Origin of the sequence: Azospirillum oleiclasticum, from assembly GCF_013423485.1 — a bacterium.
Classification (GTDB): Bacteria; Pseudomonadota; Alphaproteobacteria; order Azospirillales; family Azospirillaceae; genus Azospirillum; species Azospirillum oleiclasticum.
The window spans coordinates 466,017-485,258 of sequence record NZ_JABFFR010000001.1; the positions used below are offsets into that span (position 1 = coordinate 466,017).

Here is a 19,242-nt window from a genome sequence, read left to right on the forward strand (position 1 = left end):
GACCTACCGCCGCAGGAACGACCCGAGGATCCCCCGCACCAGCTTGCGCCCGACCTGGGTGCCGAACTCCTTCGCCATGGCGCCGACGATCTCCTCGGCCACCGACGCGGGCGGACGCGCCGCTGTGCGGCGCCGGCTCGGGCGCGGAGCTTCCCACGGGCCGGAAGCGGGCTCCGGCGGCTGGAAGGGATCGGGACGGCGGTAGCCACCGGACGGTGCCGGCGCCTCATTCTCCGGCGACGCCGCACTCTCCTCCCGCCGCCGCAGCATCTCGTACGCGGAATGGCGATCGATGAGCTTGTCGTAGACGCCGGCTACCGGGCTCGTCCGCATCAGCGTTGCGCGCTCGGCCGGGGTCAGCGGGCCGACGCGGGAGGCGGGCGGGCGGATCAGCGTGCGCTCCACCACCGTCGGCGCACCTTTGGCGTCGAGGAAGCTGACGAGAGCCTCGCCCACCTCCAGCTCCATGATGGCGTCGGCGGTGTTCAGCCGCGGGTTGGGGCGGAAGGTCTCGGCCGCGGCGCGCACCGCCTTCTGGTCGCGCGGGGTGAAGGCGCGCAGCGCGTGCTGCACCCGGTTGCCGAGCTGGCCCAGGATGCGCTCGGGGATGTCCAGCGGGTTCTGCGTCACGAAATAGACGCCGACGCCCTTGGAGCGGATGAGGCGCACGACCTGCTCGATCTTGTCGGTCAGCGCCTCCGGCGCATCGTCGAACAGCAGATGCGCCTCGTCGAAGAACAGCACCAGCTTCGGGCGGTCGAGGTCGCCGGCTTCCGGCAGCGTCTCGAACAGCTCGGCCAGCAGCCAGACCAGGAAGGTGCCGTAGAGGCGCGGGCGGTTCAGCAGGGCGTCGGCCGCCAGGACGCTGACCACACCGCGCCCGTCGCGGTCCACCCGCATCAGGTCGGCGAGGTCCACCCCTGGTTCGCCCAGGAAGCCGGCGGCACCTTCCTGCTCCAGCGTGAGAAGGCCGCGCTGGATAGCGCCGACCGACTGCGGGCTGACGATGCCGTATTCGGTGGTCAGTTCCTTCGCGCGCTCCGCGACGTGGGCCAGCATCGCCCGCAGGTCCTTCAGGTCGAGCAGCAGCATGCCCTCGTCGTCGGCCAGCTTGAAGGCGATGGTCAGGACGCCGGTCTGCACTTCGTTCAGATTCAGCAGCCGGGCGAACAGCAGCGGCCCGATTTCCGACACCGGCACCCGCACCGGATGCCCCTGCTGGCCGAACACGTCCCAGAACAGGGCGGGGCAGGCGGCCCAGCCATCCGCCGGCAGATCCATGCCCTCCAACCGCTTCACGAAGGCCGGCTTGGCCGTGCCGGGGGCGGCGATGCCGGCGAGGTCGCCCTTGGCGTCGGCGAGGAAGACCGGAACGCCCATCGCGGAGAAGCCCTCCGCCACGGTCTGGAGCGTCACCGTCTTGCCGGTGCCGGTGGCTCCGGCGATCAGCCCGTGCCGGTTGGCGTAGCGGGCGAGCAGGGTGGCCGGCTTCCGTGCCTTGCCCGTGCCGCTGGTGCCGATAACGATGCCGCTCATGGACGCAAACCCCCTGCTCGCTGTGCATCTCGCGCATCTATGTGAGGATGATGGTGGGGTTTCGGCAAGATTTGTCGCACCCCGTCGCTTGGTGTCACGCGCAGCGGGTGTTAGCGTTTTTGCCCAGGCCAGTGTGCGGGCAGGAGCGGGCGAAACGATGCGGAAACGTTGTGCAGCCCTCGCCCTGTGGACCTTCGCAGTGCTCGCAACCGCCAGCCCGGCCTCGGCCGACCAGCTCGTCGTCGTGGCCCCCGAACTGCCGCCGATGTTCCACGCGGACGGCACCGGGCGCGATGCGCTGATCATCCGCGAGGCGCTGGCCGCCTGTGGGCATGGCGTGCGTTTCCGTGTGGTTCCCATGGGCCGCCACTGGAGCGACTACGGCACCGGCGCAGCCGATGCCGTGGCCGTCGTGCCGCCGGGCATGCGGCTGCCGGGGTGGGCGTCGGACGTGTACGCGCGTTATCAGAACGGCGCGTCCGTACTGACCTCCAGCGGGCTGGCCATCAACAGCCTGGCCGACCTGGTCGGGAAGCGCGTCGTCACCTTCGCGGGTGGCACGGAGATCCTGCCCGGCCTGCGCGAGATCGCCGATCGTTTCGCCGACCTGCGGGAGCGCGCCGACCAGATGGTCCACTCCAACCTGCTGTTCGCCGGGCGGGTGGACGCGGTGCTGGGCGACGGGCTGATCTTCGCCGAGTACAACCGGCAACTCCGCGAGCGGGCCGGCAGCGGCCAGCATCTGCCTTTCGATCCGAATCAGGCCGTGCTGTTCACCGCCATCTTCCCCCCGTCCCCCTACACGGTGGTCTTCCGCAACGAACGGCTGCGCGACGACTTCAACCGGTGCCTCGGCATCCTGTCCACCACCGGTCGCATCGACGACATCGCCCGCGCCGCGGTGGAGCCTTACCGCGACACGGTGGGAAACAGGTACCTGGGGTATTGAGGGGGCAGACCGCCAACGCCATTGCCCTCGTGCATTGCCGTGCTATAAACCCCCCGTTCCGGAATCATGGAGAAGGGGTGCCGCCAGGTGGCGACGGACGGGTCGGTGCTGGTCCTGAACGGGCCGAACCTCAACATGCTGGGGGTGAGGGAGCCGCACATCTACGGGTCCATGACTCTCGACGACCTCGAATCGGCGTGCCACGAACGGGCCGAGCAGCTCGGGCTGTCCGTGGATTTCCGCCAGTCCAACCATGAAGGCGAACTCGTCTCCTGGATCCAGCAGGCGCGCACGGAGCATGACGGCATCGTCATCAACGCGGGCGCCTACAGCCACACCTCCGTCGCCATCATGGACGCGCTGATCCTTGCGGAGCTGCCCGTGGTGGAGGTCCATCTTTCCAACATCTACAAGCGGGAAGCCTTCCGCCACCATTCCTACATCTCGGCGGTGGCGAAGGGGATGATCTGCGGATTCGGGCCGACCGGCTATCTGCTGGCGCTCGAAGCGATGACGCAGCTTCTCGACCGCGATTGATCGATACGGGATTCCAAGGCACATGGGCAGCTTCGACATCGACGGCGACATGATCCGCAAGCTCGCGGATCTTCTGCGCGAAACCGGCTTGAGCGAGATCGAGTTCGCCGAGGGCGAGAAGCGCATCCGCGTGACCCGCGGCGTGACCGCCACCGCGGTCGCTCCGGTCGTCGCCCCGGCCCCGGCGATCACCGCCGCACCCGCTCCGGCGGCCAAGCCGGCGAACCATCCGGGTGCCGTGATTTCGCCGATGGTCGGCACCGCCTACATCGCGGCCGAGCCGGGCGGCGCCCCCTTCGTGCGCGTCGGGGACACGGTGAAGCCGGGCCAGACGCTGCTGATCATCGAGGCCATGAAGGTGATGAACCCGATCAAGGCAACGCGCGGCGGCACGGTGACGGCGGTCCATGTGGGCGACGCCCAGCCGGTGGAGTTCGGCGAAGTCCTGTTGATCATCGAGTAAGGCCGGAGTGCTGATCCGATGTTCGAAAAGGTCCTGATCGCCAATCGCGGCGAGATCGCGCTCCGCATCCACCGCGCTTGCCGCGAGATGGGCATCCAGACCGTGGCCGTGCACTCCACCGCCGACGCAGACGCCATGCATGTGCGTCTGGCCGACGAGAGCGTGTGCATCGGCCCGGCCTCGGCGCGCGACAGCTATCTCAACATTCCCGCCATCCTGTCGGCCGCGGCCATCACCGGGGCGGACGCCATCCACCCCGGCATCGGCTTCCTGGCCGAGAACGCGCAGTTCGCCGAGATGGTGGAGGTGCATGGCTTCACCTTCATCGGCCCGACGGCGGAGCACATCCGCGTCATGGGCGACAAGGTGACGGCCAAGCGCACCGTGCTCGACCTCGGGCTGCCCTGCGTCCCCGGCTCCGACGGGCCGGTGCCGACGCTGGAGGAGGCGGCTGTCGTCGCCCGCGAGATCGGCTACCCCGTGCTGATCAAGGCCGCGGCCGGCGGCGGCGGCAAGGGCATGAAGGTCGCCCGCAACCCCGAGCAGCTCCGCGAGGCCTACCAGCTAGCCCGCGGCGAGGCGCGCGCCGCCTTCGGCAACGACGAGGTCTACATCGAGAAGTATCTCGGCAAGCCCCGTCACATCGAGATCCAGCTTCTCGGCGACACGCATGGCGCCTGCGTGCATTTCGGCGAGCGTGACTGCTCCGTGCAGCGCCGCCACCAGAAGGTGGTGGAGGAGGCCCCGAGCCCGGCGCTGAACGCCGAGGAGCGCGCCTACATCGGCAGCCTCGCCGCCCGCACCGCCGCCGCCATCGGCTACCGCGGCGTCGGCACGATGGAGTTCCTGTACGAGGACGGGCAGTTCTACTTCATCGAGATGAACACCCGGCTCCAGGTCGAGCACACCATCACCGAGATGATCACCGGCATCGATCTGGTGCGCGAGCAGATCCGGGTGGCGACCGGCGCCCCGCTGGGCTACGGTCAGGAGGACATCCGCTTCCAGGGCTGCTCGATCGAGTGCCGGGTGAACGCGGAGAATCCCGAGACCTTCACCCCGTCCCCCGGCACCATCACCGGCTACCACGCGCCGGGCGGGCTTGGCGTGCGGGTGGATTCGGCGCTCTACGACGGCTACCGGGTGCCGTCGCACTACGACAGCCTGATCGCCAAGCTGATCGTGCACGGCACCTCGCGCAACGAGTGCCTGATGCGGCTGCGCCGGGCGATCGAGGAGTATGTGATCGGCGGCATCGACACCACGCTGCCGCTCCACTCCCGCATCATCGCGGAGCCGGACTTCATCAACGGCCAGTACGACATTCACTGGCTCGAACAGTTGATGGCACGGAAATAACCGATATCTTACCTTTCAGGGGCCGCGTCGGAACGTGGCCCCTGCGAGGAGGTGTCGGATGGGCGTGCTCGTCGAGTTTCCGCGCAACGATGGTTTGGCCGCCCTGGCGGAACGGGTGGCTGTTCTCTGCCGCAACCGGCTGCTGGACCCTGGGGCCGCGGCCGTGTCCTTCGTCCATATCGGACAGCAGCTCGACGCCGACGAACGCACGGTGCGCAACGCCGTCGCGTGGCTGGAGCGCGTCGGCCGGCTGGAGCTGCGCGACTACCGCCTGCGCACCCGCCCGCATGTGGTGGTGCCGGCGGTGTGCCGCATCGACGACATCGACCGCTGCCTGCGGTGACGAGGGGACCAGCCAGCCGGTCCCCTCCATCGTCGGGTCACGCCGCCTTCGGCGTTTCCTCCACGAGGCCGCGGTGCTTCAGCAGCGGCTCGATCCTCGGCTCGCGGCCGCGGAATGCGACGTAGAGCTCCATCGGGTCGCGGGTGTCGCCAGCCGAGTAGATGGCTTTCAGCCCGGCGGACAGCTTCGGGTCGAACAGGTCGCCGGATTCGCTGAACGCTTCGAACCCGTCGGCGTCCAGCACCTCCGCCCACAGATAGGCGTAGTAGCCGGCCGCGTAGCCGCTGCCGGCGAACAGATGTTGGAAATGCGGCGGACGGTGGCGCACGCCGATCTCCGCTGGCAGGCCGATGCGGTCGAGCACCGCGCGCTCGAAGGCCGGCACGTCGATGGCGTCCGGCTCCGGCTCGGTGTGGAACGCCATGTCCAGCAGTGCGGCGGCCGTGTACTCCACCGTCGCGAAGCCCTGGTTGAAGTTGCGCGCCGCCAGCAGGCGGTTCAGCAGGCTTTCCGGGATCGGCTCCCCGGTCTCGTGATGGACCGCGTATTTGCGCAGCGTCTCCGGCGCCGACATCCAGTGCTCGTAGACCTGGGACGGGAACTCCACGAAGTCGCGGCGCACGCTGGTGCCGGACTGCGAGCGGTAGCGGACGCGGCTGAGCAGCCCGTGCAGCCCGTGGCCGAACTCGTGGAACAGCGTCTCCGCGTCGTCGAAGCTCAGCAGGGTCGGCTGGCCCTTGGCGAAGTTGTTGTTGTTGACGATGATCGGCGACACCGGGCCGTCCAGCGCCTCCTGGTCTCGGTAGCTGCTCATCCACGCCCCCGACCGCTTGCCGGAGCGGGCGAGGTTGTCGTGCAGGAACAGGCCGACATGGGCGCCGCCGGTGTCGCGCACCTCGTAGACCTTGACGTCGGGGTGGTAGACCGGGGCGTCCGGTATGGCGTGGAAGGTGATGCCGAACAGCTTGGTGGCCGTGTCGAAGGCCGCCTGCACCATGCGGTCGAGCACGAAGTAGGGCTTCACCTCCGCCTCGTCGAGGTCGTAGCGGGCCTGCCGCACCTTCTCCGCGTAGAAGCGCCAGTCCCAGCGCGCCAGCGGCTCGTTCAGCCCGCCGGCGCGGGCCTGCTCCTCCAGCACCGCCTTCTCCGTCGCGGCCTTGCGCTTGGCCGGCTCCCACACCTGGAGCAGCAGCCGCTCCACCGAGTCCACGTCTTTCGCCATGCTGTCGGCCAGTTTGAAGGCGGCGTAGCTGGGGAAGCCCAGCAGCCGCGCCTGCTCGGCGCGCAGCGCCACGATCTCCTTGATCAGCGGCGTGTTGTCGTGATCGCCGGGCAGCCCGCCGCGCTCGGTCCACGCCTCGTAGGCCTTGCGGCGGAGGTCGCGGCGGGCGGAGAAGGTCAGGAACGGCTCGACCGAGGAGCGGGCGAGGGTGATGACGTACTTGCCGTCAAGCCCCCGCTCGCGTGCCGCCTCCGCCGCCGCGTCGCGGGCGAATCCGGGCAGTCCGTCGAGATCGCCTTCCTCCAGCACAAGCTGCCACGCCTTCTCGTCGTGCAGCACGTTCTGGCCGAACTCGGTGTGCAGGGTCGCCAGGCGCTCGGCGATGGCCGCCATGCGGGCCTTCGCCTCGGACGCCAGCGCCGCCCCGGCGCGCACGAATTCCAGATGGTTGCGCTCCAGAAGACGCATCTGCGCGGTGTCCAGCCCCAGCTCGTGCCGCTGGCGGAACAGCGCGTCCACCCGCGCGAAGAAGGCGGGGTTGTGGACGATGCTGGTGTAATGCTGGGCGAAGCGCGGCGCGTAGTCGCGGGCGATGGCGTCCAGCGCGTCGTTGGTGCAGCTCGAATACAGGTTGTAGAATACACCGGTGGCGGTCGCCAGCCGGCGCCCGCAGCGCTCCGCCGCCTCGACCGTGTTGGCAAAGGTCGGCGGCTCCGCCGAGTCGGCGATCGCCTGGACCAGCGCCAGCTCCTCCTCCATCCCGCGGTCGAAGGCGGGCGGGAAATGCTCCGGCCGGATGCGGTCGAAGGGGGGAAGGCCGAAGGGGGTGGTCCTGGTTTCGAAGAAGGGGTTGCCGGTCATCGGTCGTCGTCTGCCCATCGGCTTGCGGTTCGGATGCCCCGCCGCTGGCGGAGCGTATTGAGAAGCATCGGCGCGATGGGCGTCCGATTCAAGGTGCGGCGACGATCATGCCGAGTCGCCAGGGCGACAGACGGATCTCCACTGGCAGGCGGGCGATGACGTCGCCGTCGCCCTGCACCGGGTCGCCCGGTGGCCCTTCGATGGTGACGCGGTCGGTGGTGACGATCTCGTAGTCGGGAAAGTGCTGCAGCCGTCCCGACATGACGCCCCAGATGTAGCGTGCCGCGTTCCAGCGGCCGAGGCTGGGGAACAGGCAAATGTGCAGCCGGTCGTCGAACAGGCAGGCATGCGGGGCGCAGACGAATCGCCCGCCGTAGAAGCGGCCGTTGGCGATGATGGTGGACGATACGCGCCACGCCCTGTCCCCGACCCGCACCGTGTAGGCTCCGCGGGTGAGCCGGGCGAGCTGGGCCAGCGTCTCCACCGCGTATGCGCCTTTGCCGGCCAGCCGCTTCAACCGGACATCGACGGCCTCCACCACCTGCGCGTCGAGTCCCGCTCCGGCCATCATGGTGAAGCAGCGGCCGTTGGCCACGCCCAGATGCACGTCGCGCACGGGCCCCAACGCCAGCGCGGACGCCAGGGCCTCCGTCCCACCCGGAAGACCCAGCTCCCCCGCCAGCACATTGGCGGTGCCGAGCGGCACCAGCCCGAGCGGCACCGCCGGGGCGTCCGTCCCGCGCGCCGCCAAGCCGTTCACCACCTCGTTGATGGTGCCGTCGCCACCGGCGGCGATGACGGCGTCGAAGGTGCCGTGCGGGATCACGCGGGCGATCGTCTCCGCATCGCCGCGACCGGTGGTCGCGCGCAACTCGATGGTTGCGGCGTGCCGCTGGTGCAGCAGGTCGAGGATCGTGCGCAGCCGGCGTGTCCGGCGCCGGCCCGCCACCGGGTTGTGGATGACGAGAAAACGGCGGCGCACCGCCGGCATCGTCGCTTCGGGGGAGGGTGCCAGGGCATGGAAAGCGTTCAAGCGCGACTCCTGAGGAATAATGGCAGTGTTTCAGTAATGTTTCAGCAAGAAGTCAAAGATATGACAGTGAACTTCACTAAGATTGTCATATATTCGTGCAGCGAACGGCGTCAACAAGATGTTGCGATCATTATTTCTCGCCTGTATACCGGTGCCACATCGACCCACATATTTCGGCTCTACGCGACGGAGCAGACGGATGGACCAGGAATCAGACGTGACCCGCTACCGCAGCATCTGGATTTCGGACGTTCATCTGGGGACCCGCGGGTGCAAGGCGGACCTGCTGCTCGACTTCCTCAAGCACAACGACTCGGAATACCTCTATCTGGTCGGCGACATCGTGGACGGCTGGCGTCTGAAGAAGAGCTGGTACTGGCCGCAGGCGCACAACGACGTCGTCCAGAAAATCCTGCGGCGCGCGCGCAAGGGGGCGAAGGTCTTCTACATCCCCGGCAACCATGACGAGGGTGCGCGCGACTTCATCGGTCTGCAGTTCGGTGGTGTGAAGGTGATGGAGGAGGCCATCCACACCACCGCCGACGGCAAGCGCTTCCTGGTCACCCATGGCGACCAGTTCGATGCCGTGGTGAAGTACGCGAAATGGCTGGCCCTCATCGGCGACCACGCCTACGTCATGCTGTTGAATGTGAACACGGGCCTGAACTGGGTCCGTCGTAAAATGGGCTTTACCTATTGGTCGGTCTCTGCCTATCTCAAGCACAAGGCGAAGAGCGCGGTCGAATACATCGGCAAGTACGAAGCCGCGCTGGCCGATGAGGCGCGACGGCGCGCCGTGGACGGCATCATCTGCGGGCACATTCACAACGCTGAAATGCGCCCCATGGAAGGGGTGCTCTATTGCAACGACGGCGACTGGGTCGAATCCTGCACCGCTTTGGTCGAGCACGACAGCGGGATGCTGGAGATCATCAATTGGGCCGAGGTCCTGCGCCAGCGCACGGTGGTCAAGCCGTCGGCTGGAGCGGCGGCGAAGGCGGCGGCGTGAACATCCTGATCGTCACCGACGCCTGGCACCCGCAGGTCAACGGCGTCGTGCGCACCATCGACACCGTGCGCGCGGAGCTGGAGAAGATGGGGCAGACCGTCGAGGTCATCGGCCCCGACCGTTTCCGCACCGTGCCCCTGCCGACCTACCCCGAGATCCGGCTGGCGCTCGGTGCCGGCCGGCGGCTGAAGGGCATGCTCGAGGGGTTGCGGCCGGACTGCATCCACATCGCGACCGAGGGGCCGCTGGGGCACGCGGCGCGGCGCTACTGCCTGAAGCGGAACATCCCCTTCACCACCGCCTACCACACGCGCTTCCCCGAATACATCCGGGACCGTGCTCCGGTGCCGCTGGCGCTCAGCTACGCCATCGTCCGCCGCTTCCACGACCCAGCCTCGGCGGTGATGGTGGCCACCCCGTCGATCGAGAAGGCCCTGAAGGACCGCGGTTTCCGCAACATCCGGCGGTGGACCCGCGGCGTCGACACCGAGCTGTTCCGCCCCCGCGACAAGTCCTTCCTGACCGACCCGCGGCCAATCTCCATGTATGTCGGCCGGGTCGCGGTCGAGAAGAACCTGGAGGATTTCCTCAAGCTTGACATTCCCGGCACGAAATATGTGGTCGGCGACGGCCCGGCACGGGAAGAGTTGCAGAAGAAATACCCGAATGTCCGCTGGGCCGGCGCGCAGCATGGGGAAAATCTCGCCCGCTACTACGCGGCGGCCGACGTCTTCGTCTTCCCCTCACGCTCCGACACCTTCGGGCTGGTGCTGCTGGAGGCGCTGGCGTCTGGTGTTCCGGTCGCCGCCTACCCGGTGCCGGGGCCGCTGGACGTGATGGACGGCTCGGCTGCCGGCTGTCTGGACGTGGATTTGAAGCGCGCGGTGGAAACCGCGCTGACGATCCCGCCCGAGCGCTGCCGGGAATACGCGCTGACCTTCTCCTGGAAGGCGTCGGCGGAACAGTTCCTGAGCAACCTCCGCCCCTTCACCTGATCCGTCCGCCCACGCGGCGTTCCGCGCCAACGCGACCATCGCGCGGGCACGGAGCGCCGTGATAGGGTGCGCGCCGCCGCGCGCGCCATGCGGGCGCGGTGACCCAATCGCACCATCGGCGGCCTATGCTTCAGACGCTCTATCGCAGCCTGACGACCCTCGGCGGACCCGCGGTGCGTCTCTACCTCGACCGGCGACGCCAGGCCGGCAAGGAGGACCCGCGCCGCCGCGGCGAACGGCTGGGCCATCCCGACCGGGCGCGGCCGGACGGGCCGCTGGTCTGGATACATGCGGCCAGCGTCGGGGAGGCCAATTCGGTGCTGGCGCTGATCGGGCGTCTGGTGGAGCTTCCGGCGCGCCCTGCGGTGCTGATGACCACGGGAACGGTGACCTCGGCGGAACTGATGGACCGGCGCCTGCCGGCCGGTGCCTTCCACCAGTATGTGCCGGTCGATCTGCCCGACGCCGCGGCACGCTTTCTCGACCATTGGCGGCCCGACCTCGTGCTGTGGACGGAATCCGAGATCTGGCCGAACCTGCTGACCGCGATCCGCGAGCGGCGCATTCCGGCGGCTCTGATCAACGCGCGTCTGTCGGCCCGGTCCTTCCGGCGTTGGCAGCTGGCCCCCGGCTTCGCGTCCAGCCTGTTGTCGACCTTCCGGGTGACGCTGGCGCAGAGCGAGGGGGACGCGGAGCGGCTGCGCCGGCTCGGCGCCGCGGCGGCGACCGTGGGCAACCTGAAATACTCCGCCGAGCCGCCCCCGGCGGCGGACGAGGCGCTGACGGCGCTGCGCGCCGCGGTCGGCGGGCGTCCGGTCTGGCTCTTCGCCAGCTCGCACCCTGGTGAGGACGAGATCGCGGCGGCCGTCCACAGCAGCCTTGCCGGGCGCATCGACGGGTTGCTGACCATGGTGGTGCCGCGCCACGCCCATCGCGGCGCGGACATCCTGGCGCTGCTGCGCGGGCGGGGGATGGCGGTGTCGCGGCGAGGGGAGGGGGCGCTGCCCGCAGCCGGCGATGCGATCTATGTCGCCGACACCATGGGCGAGATGGGCGCCTTCTACCGGCTGGCGCCGGTGGTGTGCATGGGCGGGTCCTTCGTCCCGCACGGCGGGCAGAACCCGCTGGAGCCGGCGATGCTGGGCTGCGCCGTGCTGTACGGCCCGCACATGTGGAATTTCGCGGAGATCGCCGGGCAGCTCGAAGCCGCCGGCGGCTCCATGCCCGTGCCCGATCCCGACGCCCTGGCTGACGGGGCGGGGCGGCTGCTGGCGGATGGGGAGCTCCGCTCCCGGCTGGTGTCCGCGGCGATGGGCGTGACCGAGCACAACCGCCGCGCCATCGACCGCGTGTTCGACGCGCTCGATCCGTTGCTGCGCGACGCCGGAATCCGGGCAGCGGCATGAGGACACCGGGGTTCTGGTACCGGCCGGCGGGTGCCCTTGCGGCGCTGCTGGCACCGCTGGGCATGGCCTACGGCCTCGGCGGGCGGCTGCGCATGGGGTCCGCGATGCCGGTGCAGGCGGGTGTGCCGGTGGTCTGCGTCGGCAATCTCGTCGCCGGCGGGGCCGGCAAGACGCCGGTGGCGCTGGCCGTCATGGACGGCTTGGCACGGCGCGGCATCGCGGCGCATTTCCTGACCCGCGGCCATGGCGGCCGCGAACGGGGGCCGTTGCGGGTCGATCCCGGACGGCATGACCACGCCGCGGTGGGTGACGAGGCGTTGCTGCTCGCCCGCCGCGCCCCCTGCTGGCTCGCCCGCGACCGCGCCGCCGGGGCGGCGGCGGCGGTGGCGGACGGGGCGGAGGGCATCGTCATGGACGATGGCTTCCAGAATCCTGGCCTTGCCAAGGACCTGTCGCTGGTGGTGGTCGATGGTGGGGCGGGCTTCGGCAACGGCCGGCTGATCCCCGCCGGACCGCTCCGCGAACCGGTGGCGCGCGGCCTCGCGCGCGCCGACGCGTTGGTGATCCTCGGCCATGACGAGACCCGGGTGTCCGACTCGGCCGGCGCCCTGCCCATCCTGCGCGCCCGGCTGGAGCCGGCGCCGGAAGCGCAGGACCTGCGCGGCCGCACGGTGCTGGCCTTCGCCGGGATCGGCCGGCCGGCCAAGTTCTTCGAGACGCTGCGCCGCCTGGGCGCCGTGGTCGCCGCGGCCATCCCCTTTCCCGACCATCACCCCTACGCGCCGGAGGAGGCGATGCGGCTTCTGGAGCTGGCGCAGGCCGCGGGCGCCATTCCCGTGACGACGGAGAAGGACGCCGTGCGTTTGCCGGCGGAGGTGCGCGATCAGGTCCAGGTGGTGCGCGTGTCCGTGTCGTGGGAGAACCCGTCGCTGCTCGACGGGCTGCTCGCCCGCATCCTCGCCCCGCGGGAGGCGGCGTGATGGCGCGACCCCGCCCTCCCTGGGTCCGCTGGCTGATCCGCCGCGTCGCGCATCCGCTGGAGGCGGCGGTGGTCTATGCCTTCTACGGCGTATTCCGGGTGCTGCCGGTCGATTCGGCGTCGGCGTTGGGCGGCTGGATCGGGCGGACGGTGGGACCATGGCTTCCGGGCACCCGCACGGCCCGGCGCAACCTCGCCCTCGCATTGCCCGAGCGCGCCGCGGAGCACGCCGCCATCGTCCGCGGCATGTGGGACAATCTCGGCCGGGTCATCGCCGAATACCCGCATCTGCCATCCTTGTCGGACCGCGTCGAGATCGTCGGGATCGAGCACATCGAGGCCCTGCGCACGGATGGGCGCGCCGGCATCATGGTGTCCGGTCATCTGGCCAACTGGGAGGTGCTGACCGTCGCGGCCCACCGTGTGGGGCTGGATCTCGCCCTGGTCTACCGCGCGCCCAACAACCCTTATGTCGACCGCCTCCTGCTCGGCACCCGCGCCGCCTTCGGCGCCACCGCCATTCCCAAGGGGGCGGAGGGGGCACGCACCATCCTGCGGGTCCTCGGCCGGGGCGGCCATGTCGGCATGCTGATCGACCAGAAGCTGAACGACGGCGTCGCCGTGCCGTTCTTCGGCCACAGCGCCATGACCGCGCCGGCGGCGGCGATGTTCGCACTGAAGTTCCGCCTGCCGCTGGTGCCGGTGCGCATCGAGCGGATGGGGGGCGCCCGTTTCCGCATCACCGTGTTGCCGCCGCTCGAGCTGCCGTCCGGTCCGGATCCCAAGGCGGACATGCACGATCTGATGGAGCGTATGAACCACCGGATCGAGGACTGGATCCGCGACCGGCCGGAGCAGTGGCTGTGGGTTCATCGCCGTTGGCCGGCTGTTCCGGTCCCGGTTCCCACCGAAGGACGGCCCGGATGATCCTGGATCCGCAGCTTCTTTCCCTCTATCTCGTGGCCGCGGTGGTGCTGGTTCTGGCGCCGGGGCCGGACTCGCTGCTGGTGCTGTCGCGTGGCATCAACGACGGGCGGCGCGCCGGCCTCGTGGCGGCTCTGGGCATCACGGCGGGCAGCCTGCTGCACGCTGTGATGGCGGCCGTGGGGGTATCGGCGATGATCGCGGCCTCGCCGCGGCTGTTCGACACGCTGCGCTGGGCCGGCGGCGCCTATCTGGCCTGGATCGGTGTGAAGGCGCTGAAAGCGGCGTGGGACGCGCGGCGCGCGGGCGCCGGCGGGTTGATGCCGACCGAGTCGGCCAATGACCGCCGGGTGTTCGCGCAGGCCCTGCTGACCAATCTCCTGAATCCCAAGGTCATCCTGTTCCAGCTTGCCTTCGTGCCGCAGTTCGTCGCACCCGCACTCGGGCATGTGGCGCTCCAGATCGTCCTGCTCGGTGCCATTCATGCCGTTCTTGGCGGTATCTATCTCTCGGGCATCGCGGCCGCCGCGTCGGGAGCCGCCCGCCGCGCACTGTCGAGCCAGACCATGCGCGTCGTGCTCGACGCCGTCGCCGGGGCGCTCTTCCTCGGTTTCGCCCTACGTCTGCTGCTGACGCAGCGCAGCACGGCGTGAGCGCGGGAGTGGACGGGCGGTCAACCCGGTGTCATAGTGCGCCCGCTTCCGGATGGACCAACCCGAAGGGCATACAAGCCCCGAACGCGAGCGACGATGAGCGAGAAAATCTCCCTGATCACGTGGATGGCCAACCTTCAGATCCAGTTTCTGACCTGGAGGAAGGGCGAATTGGTCGGCTCCGACCGCTTCGGCAACCGCTATTACCGCAACACGTCCGTTCGCAAGGGCATGCGCGAGCGGCGCTGGGTGATCTACAACGGTGAGCCGGAGGCGAGCAAGGTTCCGCCGGAATGGCACGGCTGGCTCCACCACACCTCCAAGGAGCCGCTGCCGGAGCGCGACAGCCCATTCCACCGTCCCTGGCAGCAGGAGCATGTGCCGAACCCCTCCGGATCGGCCCAGGCATACCGTCCGCCGGGTCATGTGTTCCAGGGTGGCCACCGCGTGCGCGCCACCGGGGACTACGAACCTTGGACTCCCTCCTGACTCGCGACCTGCGCCATCCTCACCCGTCCGCTGGTTCTGGAGCGCCCGATGCGCCGCAATATGATTGAAACCGTGCTCGGCGCCGTCGTTCTGGTGGTCGCCGGCTTCTTCCTCATTTTCGCTTACAAGAGCGCCGATCTGCGCAAGGTGGAGGGCTACACGGTCACCGCCGCCTTCTCCAGCATCGCCGGTTTGTCGGCCGGATCGGACGTGCGGATCAGCGGCGTGAAGGTTGGCACCGTCACGTCCCTGACGTTGGATCGCACGACCTATCAGGCGCTCGTGCACATGTCGATCGACCCCGGCATCAAGCTGCCGAAGGACACCTCCGCCATGGTGGCGTCGGAGAGCCTTCTGGGTGGCAAGTTCCTGGCGGTCGAGCCGGGTGGCGACGACCAGATGATCGCCGAAGGCGGGCGGATCGAATACACCCAGTCCTCGCCCGGCCTCGAACAGCTCCTCGGGCAGGTGATCTTCAGCCTGCAGAATGTCGGCAAGCAGGGCGAAGGCTCCTCCGCCGCGCCGGCCGGCCAGCCCCCGCGCCTCTAGGGTCACAAGGCCTCCGAACGGCAGCCGTGCGGCTATGCCGACGGCTCGCCGCCACGGCGAACGGATGATCCCCGGAACACGCCATCGGGGTTGCGCGTTGTGCTGACCGATCCAGGGATTGATCGGGAGCACCAAGTCATGATCACGCGTATTGCCGCCCTTGCCGGTCTCGTTCTGGCGCTCGCCGCCTGCGGCACCGGAACGGAAGAGAAAGCGGCCTCCGGCGGGCTCGGCGGTGCCGCAGCCGGCGCCGTCATCGGCGGCCCGATCGGCGCGGTCGTGGGTGCCGCCGCCGGTGCCGGGGCCGGAACCGCGGTCCAGAAGGTCGAAGATGAGCGCGCCGAGGACCGCCCGGTCGGCCAGCCGACCACGATCGACTGAGCATCGCGTCGCGCTCATGACCGTCCGACCAGCCGCCAGCCGCCCTATGGACGCCATGGTCCGGGCCGATATAGAAAGCCGGTCCAGGCAGACACGCGGAAGCGACACGTGACGACATCGTGGATGAGGGAAGCCGCTCTGTTCGGCGCGCTGGCAGCGGCAGTGGCGGGGTGGACGGTCGCGGCTGATGCCGCGCCCGTTCCGGCACAGATGCTGGACAAGCCGGCGGCGAAGCTGCAGGGGCTCGACAAGATCACCGCCCGCACATCCACCTTCACGCTGGCGGTGGGGGAAACGAGGACCTTCGGCAGCCTGCGCATCACGTTGCGCGCCTGCCGGGAAAACCCGCCGGTGGAGACACCGGAATCCGCTGCCTTCCTCGAAGTGGTCGAGGTGAAGCCCGGTGAGCAGGAGGAGGCGGCCTTCAGCGGCTGGATGTTCGCATCCAGCCCGGCGCTGTCCGCCATGGAGCACCCGATCTACGACGTCTGGGTGCTGTCCTGCGGTAGCCCCTGAGCACTCGCGGCGAGGTACGCCTCCACCGCCGCCGTCTGGTCGACACCGCCGAAATCGCCGTTCACGGTCAGCGCCAGGGCCAGCCGCCGGCGGTACTCCCGCCGCGGGATCTCGACAGCTCCGAACTGGCCGAGGTGGGCGGTCACGAACTGGGTGTCCAGAAGGACGAAGCGGGCCGACCGCAGCCGTGCGACCAGATGCACCAGCGCCACCTTGCTGGCGTCGCGCTCGCGGCTGAACATGCTTTCGCCGAAGAAGGCGCCGCCCAGCGCCACCCCGTACAACCCGCCGACCAGCCGGCCCTCCCGCCAGCACTCCACGCTGTGGGCGTGCCCGGCGTCGTGCAGTTCGGTGTAGAGGCGCAGGATGTCCTGGTTGATCCAGGTTTTCGGGCGGTCGGGGGCCGGCTCGGCACAGGCCTCCATCACCTTGCGGAAGGCGTGATCGACACGAACGTCGAACGGGCCGCTGCGCACGGTTCGCCGCAAACGTTTGGGAACGTGGAACCCGTCGAGGGGGAGAACGCCGCGCCGCTCGGGATCGAACCAGAACAGCTCGTCGGAGTCCGCATTCTCCGCCATCGGGAAAATTCCGGCGGCGTAGGCACGCAGCAGAAGCGGTGCTGACAATTCCCTCATCGGGCGATTATAGCCAAAGCCGGCGACGCCGCGAAGCCACCCGAGGTGGCGACGGGTCGAATCTTCATACCTCTTTCAGTTTTGCTGCGGCACTCTCTCCGCCGAGCCGGATGGTCCGGCGTGGCGGAGATCGAGGACGGTTCGGGATGGTGAAGAGCCTGTTCAGGCGGCTTTCCTTCCGGCAGGCCAGGAACACCGTGCTGATCGCCATCGGGCTCAGCCTGGTCGTCGCCTCGTTCGACCTGCTCTACGATGCGCTCCGCCGTCGGGAGGAACTCGTCAACACGGCGACGGAATTGGCGGCCGTCGTCCGCTCCGCCGCCGCCATCGCCGCCTACGAGCTCGACGCCGAGTTCGCCGACGAGGTCATTTCCGGCCTGTTCGTCTTCGATCCGATCGTGGCGGTCAGCGTGACCGACGATTTCGGGCGTGTGCTCGCCAAGCGTGAGAGGGTGATCGCCGAAACCATTCCGCGCTGGCTTGTGACGGAACTGCTTGGAGAGCCGCGGCAGCTCGAGCTGCCGCTGATCGCCGATGGTCAGGCCCGGCGGCCGCGAGCGTTCCACAGCGGGATCATGCGGATCACCGTCGACCCGATGCCGGTGGCCGAATCCCTCCTGACACGGATCGGCTCGCTGACGTTCGGGACTTTGCTGAGCAACCTGCTGTTCGGCATGATCCTGACGCTGATGTTCCAGCGTATGGTCACGCGCCCGATCCTGATCGTCGCCCGTGATCTGGCTCGCCTTCAGCCGGAGGATTCGGGAGCCATCGGTGCCCAGCGCCTGACCGTTCCCAAGGGTCAGGAGAGATCGGAGATCGGCTTCCTGGTGGAGCGGACGAACGAGTGGCTGGCGCGGTACCGTGCCGTGCTGAAGCAGCGGGACGCCTTCATGCTGGATCTGGTCGCGGCGCGCCAGCGGGCGGAGGATCTCAGCCGGTCGAAATCGCAATTCCTCGCCACGATCAGTCACGAACTGCGCACGCCGTTGAACGCCATCATCGGCTTTTCGCAGATCATCAGCGAGGATTCGCCGAAGCATGGGCCGCTGGCGGTGCACGCCGACTTTGCCGACGAGATCCACGCATCCGGTCAGCATCTCCTCACCATCATCAACGACATTCTCGACCTGTCGAATCTGGAAAGCGGGCGCATGGAGCCACAGCCGGAGCTGCTGGAGGTGCGGCCGCTGGTGGAGTCCTGCGCGCGCCTGATCGGTGCCCAGGTTGACGGCGCCGGCCTGTCCCTCAGTCTTGATCTGGACCCGGACGCGCCCCGCATGTTCGCCGACCCGCGCTGTGTGAAGCAGATCGCCATGCATCTGTTGTCCAATGCGGTGAAGTTCACGCCCCAGGGTGGCCGGATCGTGCTCGGCTCCCGGCGTGTGACCGCCGGTGTGGCCATCTTCGTCACCGACACCGGCATCGGCATCCACCCTTCCGACACCACACGCATCTTCCAGCCCTTCTGGCAGGCGGCGCCGGTGCTGTCGCGCCGGCACGAAGGAACGGGGCTCGGGTTGACCATCGTCAAGACGCTTGTCGACCTGCATGGCGGCCGGGTGGAGGTGGACAGCGAGCCGGGCTCCGGCACCACATTGACGGTGGTCTTTCCGGACGAGGGGGCCGGCGTCCTGCCGGCCGCAAGCGTCACCGAACCCGCCGCGGTCCATTGACCCCCTGTCGCCGCACCGTGCCGCCGTGCTATGGAACCGCCGGTGTCAGTGCAACAGGACCGGCTCATGCGCAGGATCCACGCGGCAGCCGTGGCTGCCATCCTTCTTCTTTCCGGCAGCGGCCCTCTCCTGGCGCAGGAGCGGGGGAAGCCCGGCGAGTTCGATTATTATCTTTACGCTCTGAGCTGGACACCCGCCTATTGCGCGCGCGAGGGCAAGAACGCCGACCCGCGGCAATGCGCGACCGGCGGCGAACGCGCCGGCTTTGTCCTGCACGGGCTGTGGCCGCAATGGAACGCCGGCGGCTGGCCGGAGCGCTGCACCCGCGACCGCAACATCCCCAAGCGCGTGGCCGATGCCATGCTGGAGATCATGCCCACCCCGGAACTGGTCGAGCACCAGTGGACGAAGCATGGCACGTGCAGCGGGCTCACCGCCGATCTCTATTTCGCCGACGCCATGGCCGCCTGGGAACGTGTCCGCATCCCGCCGGAGTTCGTCACCGCGACGCCGGGAACCGCCGTCACCGCGCAGCAGGTCGAGAAGCGCTTCGTCGAGGTGAATTTCGACCTGACACCCGCCCGCATCGCCACCATCTGCGACCGGCAGGGCCTCTATGAGATTCGGATCTGCATGGACAAGGACCTGGTCTTCCGCGATTGCGGCGCCAAGGTGGAGGATCGCTGCAAGCCCGACCAGACGCTGACGGTGCGGTGATGGTTCC

21 protein-coding genes are annotated in these 19,242 nt (G+C 68.9%); 17 read left to right on the plus strand and 4 right to left on the minus strand.

Annotation, left to right across the window (positions count from 1 at the left end):
• Positions 1–3 precede the first annotated feature (3 nt).
• Positions 4–1,536, minus strand: coding sequence for a helicase HerA-like domain-containing protein (locus HL658_RS02230; protein WP_180280252.1), 1,533 nt, complete (start codon positions 1,534–1,536; stop codon positions 4–6).
• Between the two features lie 157 nt (positions 1,537–1,693).
• Here HL658_RS02230 and HL658_RS02235 point away from each other — a divergent pair, with 157 nt between their 5' ends.
• From HL658_RS02235 to HL658_RS02255, 5 genes are all read left to right on the plus strand, one after another.
• Positions 1,694–2,485, plus strand: a complete 792-nt coding sequence (locus HL658_RS02235) for a substrate-binding periplasmic protein (protein ID WP_180280253.1) — start codon at positions 1,694–1,696, stop codon at positions 2,483–2,485.
• A gap of 66 nt (positions 2,486–2,551) precedes the next feature.
• Positions 2,552–3,022, plus strand: coding sequence for a type II 3-dehydroquinate dehydratase (gene aroQ, locus HL658_RS02240; protein ID WP_196242054.1), 471 nt, complete (start codon positions 2,552–2,554; stop codon positions 3,020–3,022).
• A gap of 22 nt (positions 3,023–3,044) precedes the next feature.
• The gene (accB, locus tag HL658_RS02245) at positions 3,045–3,485 is read left to right on the plus strand and encodes an acetyl-CoA carboxylase biotin carboxyl carrier protein (RefSeq protein WP_180280254.1); all 441 of its coding nucleotides are present in this window, start codon (positions 3,045–3,047) and stop codon (positions 3,483–3,485) included.
• Positions 3,486–3,503: 18 nt separating this feature from the next.
• On the plus strand, positions 3,504–4,844 hold the full coding sequence (gene accC / locus HL658_RS02250) for an acetyl-CoA carboxylase biotin carboxylase subunit (protein ID WP_180280255.1): 1,341 nt from the start codon (positions 3,504–3,506) through the stop codon (positions 4,842–4,844).
• 58 nt (positions 4,845–4,902) lie between these two features.
• Positions 4,903–5,187, plus strand: coding sequence for a hypothetical protein (locus HL658_RS02255; protein ID WP_180280256.1), 285 nt, complete (start codon positions 4,903–4,905; stop codon positions 5,185–5,187).
• 37 nt (positions 5,188–5,224) lie between these two features.
• On the opposite strand, the gene HL658_RS02260 is transcribed toward HL658_RS02255, so the two are convergent.
• Both HL658_RS02260 and HL658_RS02265 read right to left on the minus strand, forming a co-directional pair.
• Positions 5,225–7,288, minus strand: coding sequence for a M3 family metallopeptidase (locus HL658_RS02260; RefSeq protein WP_246337238.1), 2,064 nt, complete (start codon positions 7,286–7,288; stop codon positions 5,225–5,227).
• 70 nt (positions 7,289–7,358) lie between these two features.
• Positions 7,359–8,303 carry a diacylglycerol/lipid kinase family protein gene (locus HL658_RS02265; protein WP_246337239.1) on the minus strand — a complete coding sequence of 315 codons (945 nt, stop codon included), beginning with the start codon at positions 8,301–8,303 and terminating at the stop codon, positions 7,359–7,361.
• A 199-nt stretch (positions 8,304–8,502) separates the two neighbouring features.
• Here HL658_RS02265 and HL658_RS02270 point away from each other — a divergent pair, with 199 nt between their 5' ends.
• From HL658_RS02270 to HL658_RS02315, 10 genes are all read left to right on the plus strand, one after another.
• Complete coding sequence (locus HL658_RS02270; protein ID WP_180280257.1) at positions 8,503–9,312, plus strand: UDP-2,3-diacylglucosamine diphosphatase; 810 nt, start codon at positions 8,503–8,505, stop codon at positions 9,310–9,312.
• A complete protein-coding gene (locus tag HL658_RS02275; protein ID WP_180280258.1) occupies positions 9,309–10,307 on the plus strand; it encodes a glycosyltransferase in 999 nt (332 codons plus the stop codon). The genes HL658_RS02270 and HL658_RS02275 overlap by 4 nt, the downstream gene beginning before the upstream one ends.
• A gap of 125 nt (positions 10,308–10,432) precedes the next feature.
• A complete protein-coding gene (locus HL658_RS02280; protein WP_180280259.1) occupies positions 10,433–11,713 on the plus strand; it encodes a 3-deoxy-D-manno-octulosonic acid transferase in 1,281 nt (426 codons plus the stop codon).
• Positions 11,710–12,693: a tetraacyldisaccharide 4'-kinase gene (lpxK, locus tag HL658_RS02285; RefSeq protein WP_180280260.1), complete on the plus strand. Its 984-nt coding sequence runs from the start codon at positions 11,710–11,712 to the stop codon at positions 12,691–12,693. The genes HL658_RS02280 and lpxK overlap by 4 nt, the downstream gene beginning before the upstream one ends.
• Positions 12,693–13,619: an LpxL/LpxP family acyltransferase gene (locus HL658_RS02290; protein WP_180280261.1), complete on the plus strand. Its 927-nt coding sequence runs from the start codon at positions 12,693–12,695 to the stop codon at positions 13,617–13,619. Before lpxK ends, HL658_RS02290 begins: the two co-directional genes overlap by 1 nt.
• Complete coding sequence (locus HL658_RS02295) at positions 13,616–14,269, plus strand: LysE family translocator (RefSeq protein WP_180280262.1); 654 nt, start codon at positions 13,616–13,618, stop codon at positions 14,267–14,269. The genes HL658_RS02290 and HL658_RS02295 overlap by 4 nt, the downstream gene beginning before the upstream one ends.
• Positions 14,270–14,365: 96 nt before the next feature.
• A complete protein-coding gene (locus tag HL658_RS02300; RefSeq protein WP_180280263.1) occupies positions 14,366–14,758 on the plus strand; it encodes an NADH:ubiquinone oxidoreductase subunit NDUFA12 in 393 nt (130 codons plus the stop codon).
• Positions 14,759–14,806: 48 nt separating this feature from the next.
• Positions 14,807–15,307 carry an outer membrane lipid asymmetry maintenance protein MlaD gene (mlaD, locus tag HL658_RS02305; protein ID WP_180280264.1) on the plus strand — a complete coding sequence of 167 codons (501 nt, stop codon included), beginning with the start codon at positions 14,807–14,809 and terminating at the stop codon, positions 15,305–15,307.
• A 138-nt stretch (positions 15,308–15,445) separates the two neighbouring features.
• Positions 15,446–15,688, plus strand: a complete 243-nt coding sequence (locus HL658_RS02310) for a hypothetical protein (protein ID WP_180280265.1) — start codon at positions 15,446–15,448, stop codon at positions 15,686–15,688.
• Positions 15,689–15,811: 123 nt separating this feature from the next.
• Positions 15,812–16,204 carry a DUF2155 domain-containing protein gene (locus tag HL658_RS02315; RefSeq protein ID WP_211109638.1) on the plus strand — a complete coding sequence of 131 codons (393 nt, stop codon included), beginning with the start codon at positions 15,812–15,814 and terminating at the stop codon, positions 16,202–16,204.
• Here HL658_RS02315 and aat read toward each other — a convergent pair.
• Positions 16,168–16,842, minus strand: coding sequence for a leucyl/phenylalanyl-tRNA--protein transferase (aat, locus tag HL658_RS02320; protein WP_180280266.1), 675 nt, complete (start codon positions 16,840–16,842; stop codon positions 16,168–16,170). The two genes, HL658_RS02315 and aat, sit on opposite strands and share 37 nt — an antisense overlap.
• A 146-nt stretch (positions 16,843–16,988) precedes the next feature.
• Between aat and HL658_RS02325 the strand changes: the two genes are divergently transcribed.
• A complete protein-coding gene (locus HL658_RS02325) occupies positions 16,989–18,518 on the plus strand; it encodes a sensor histidine kinase (RefSeq protein WP_180280267.1) in 1,530 nt (509 codons plus the stop codon).
• Positions 18,519–18,584: 66 nt separating this feature from the next.
• A complete protein-coding gene (locus HL658_RS02330; protein WP_180280268.1) occupies positions 18,585–19,235 on the plus strand; it encodes a ribonuclease T2 family protein in 651 nt (216 codons plus the stop codon).
• The last annotated feature ends 7 nt before the right edge of the window (positions 19,236–19,242 follow it).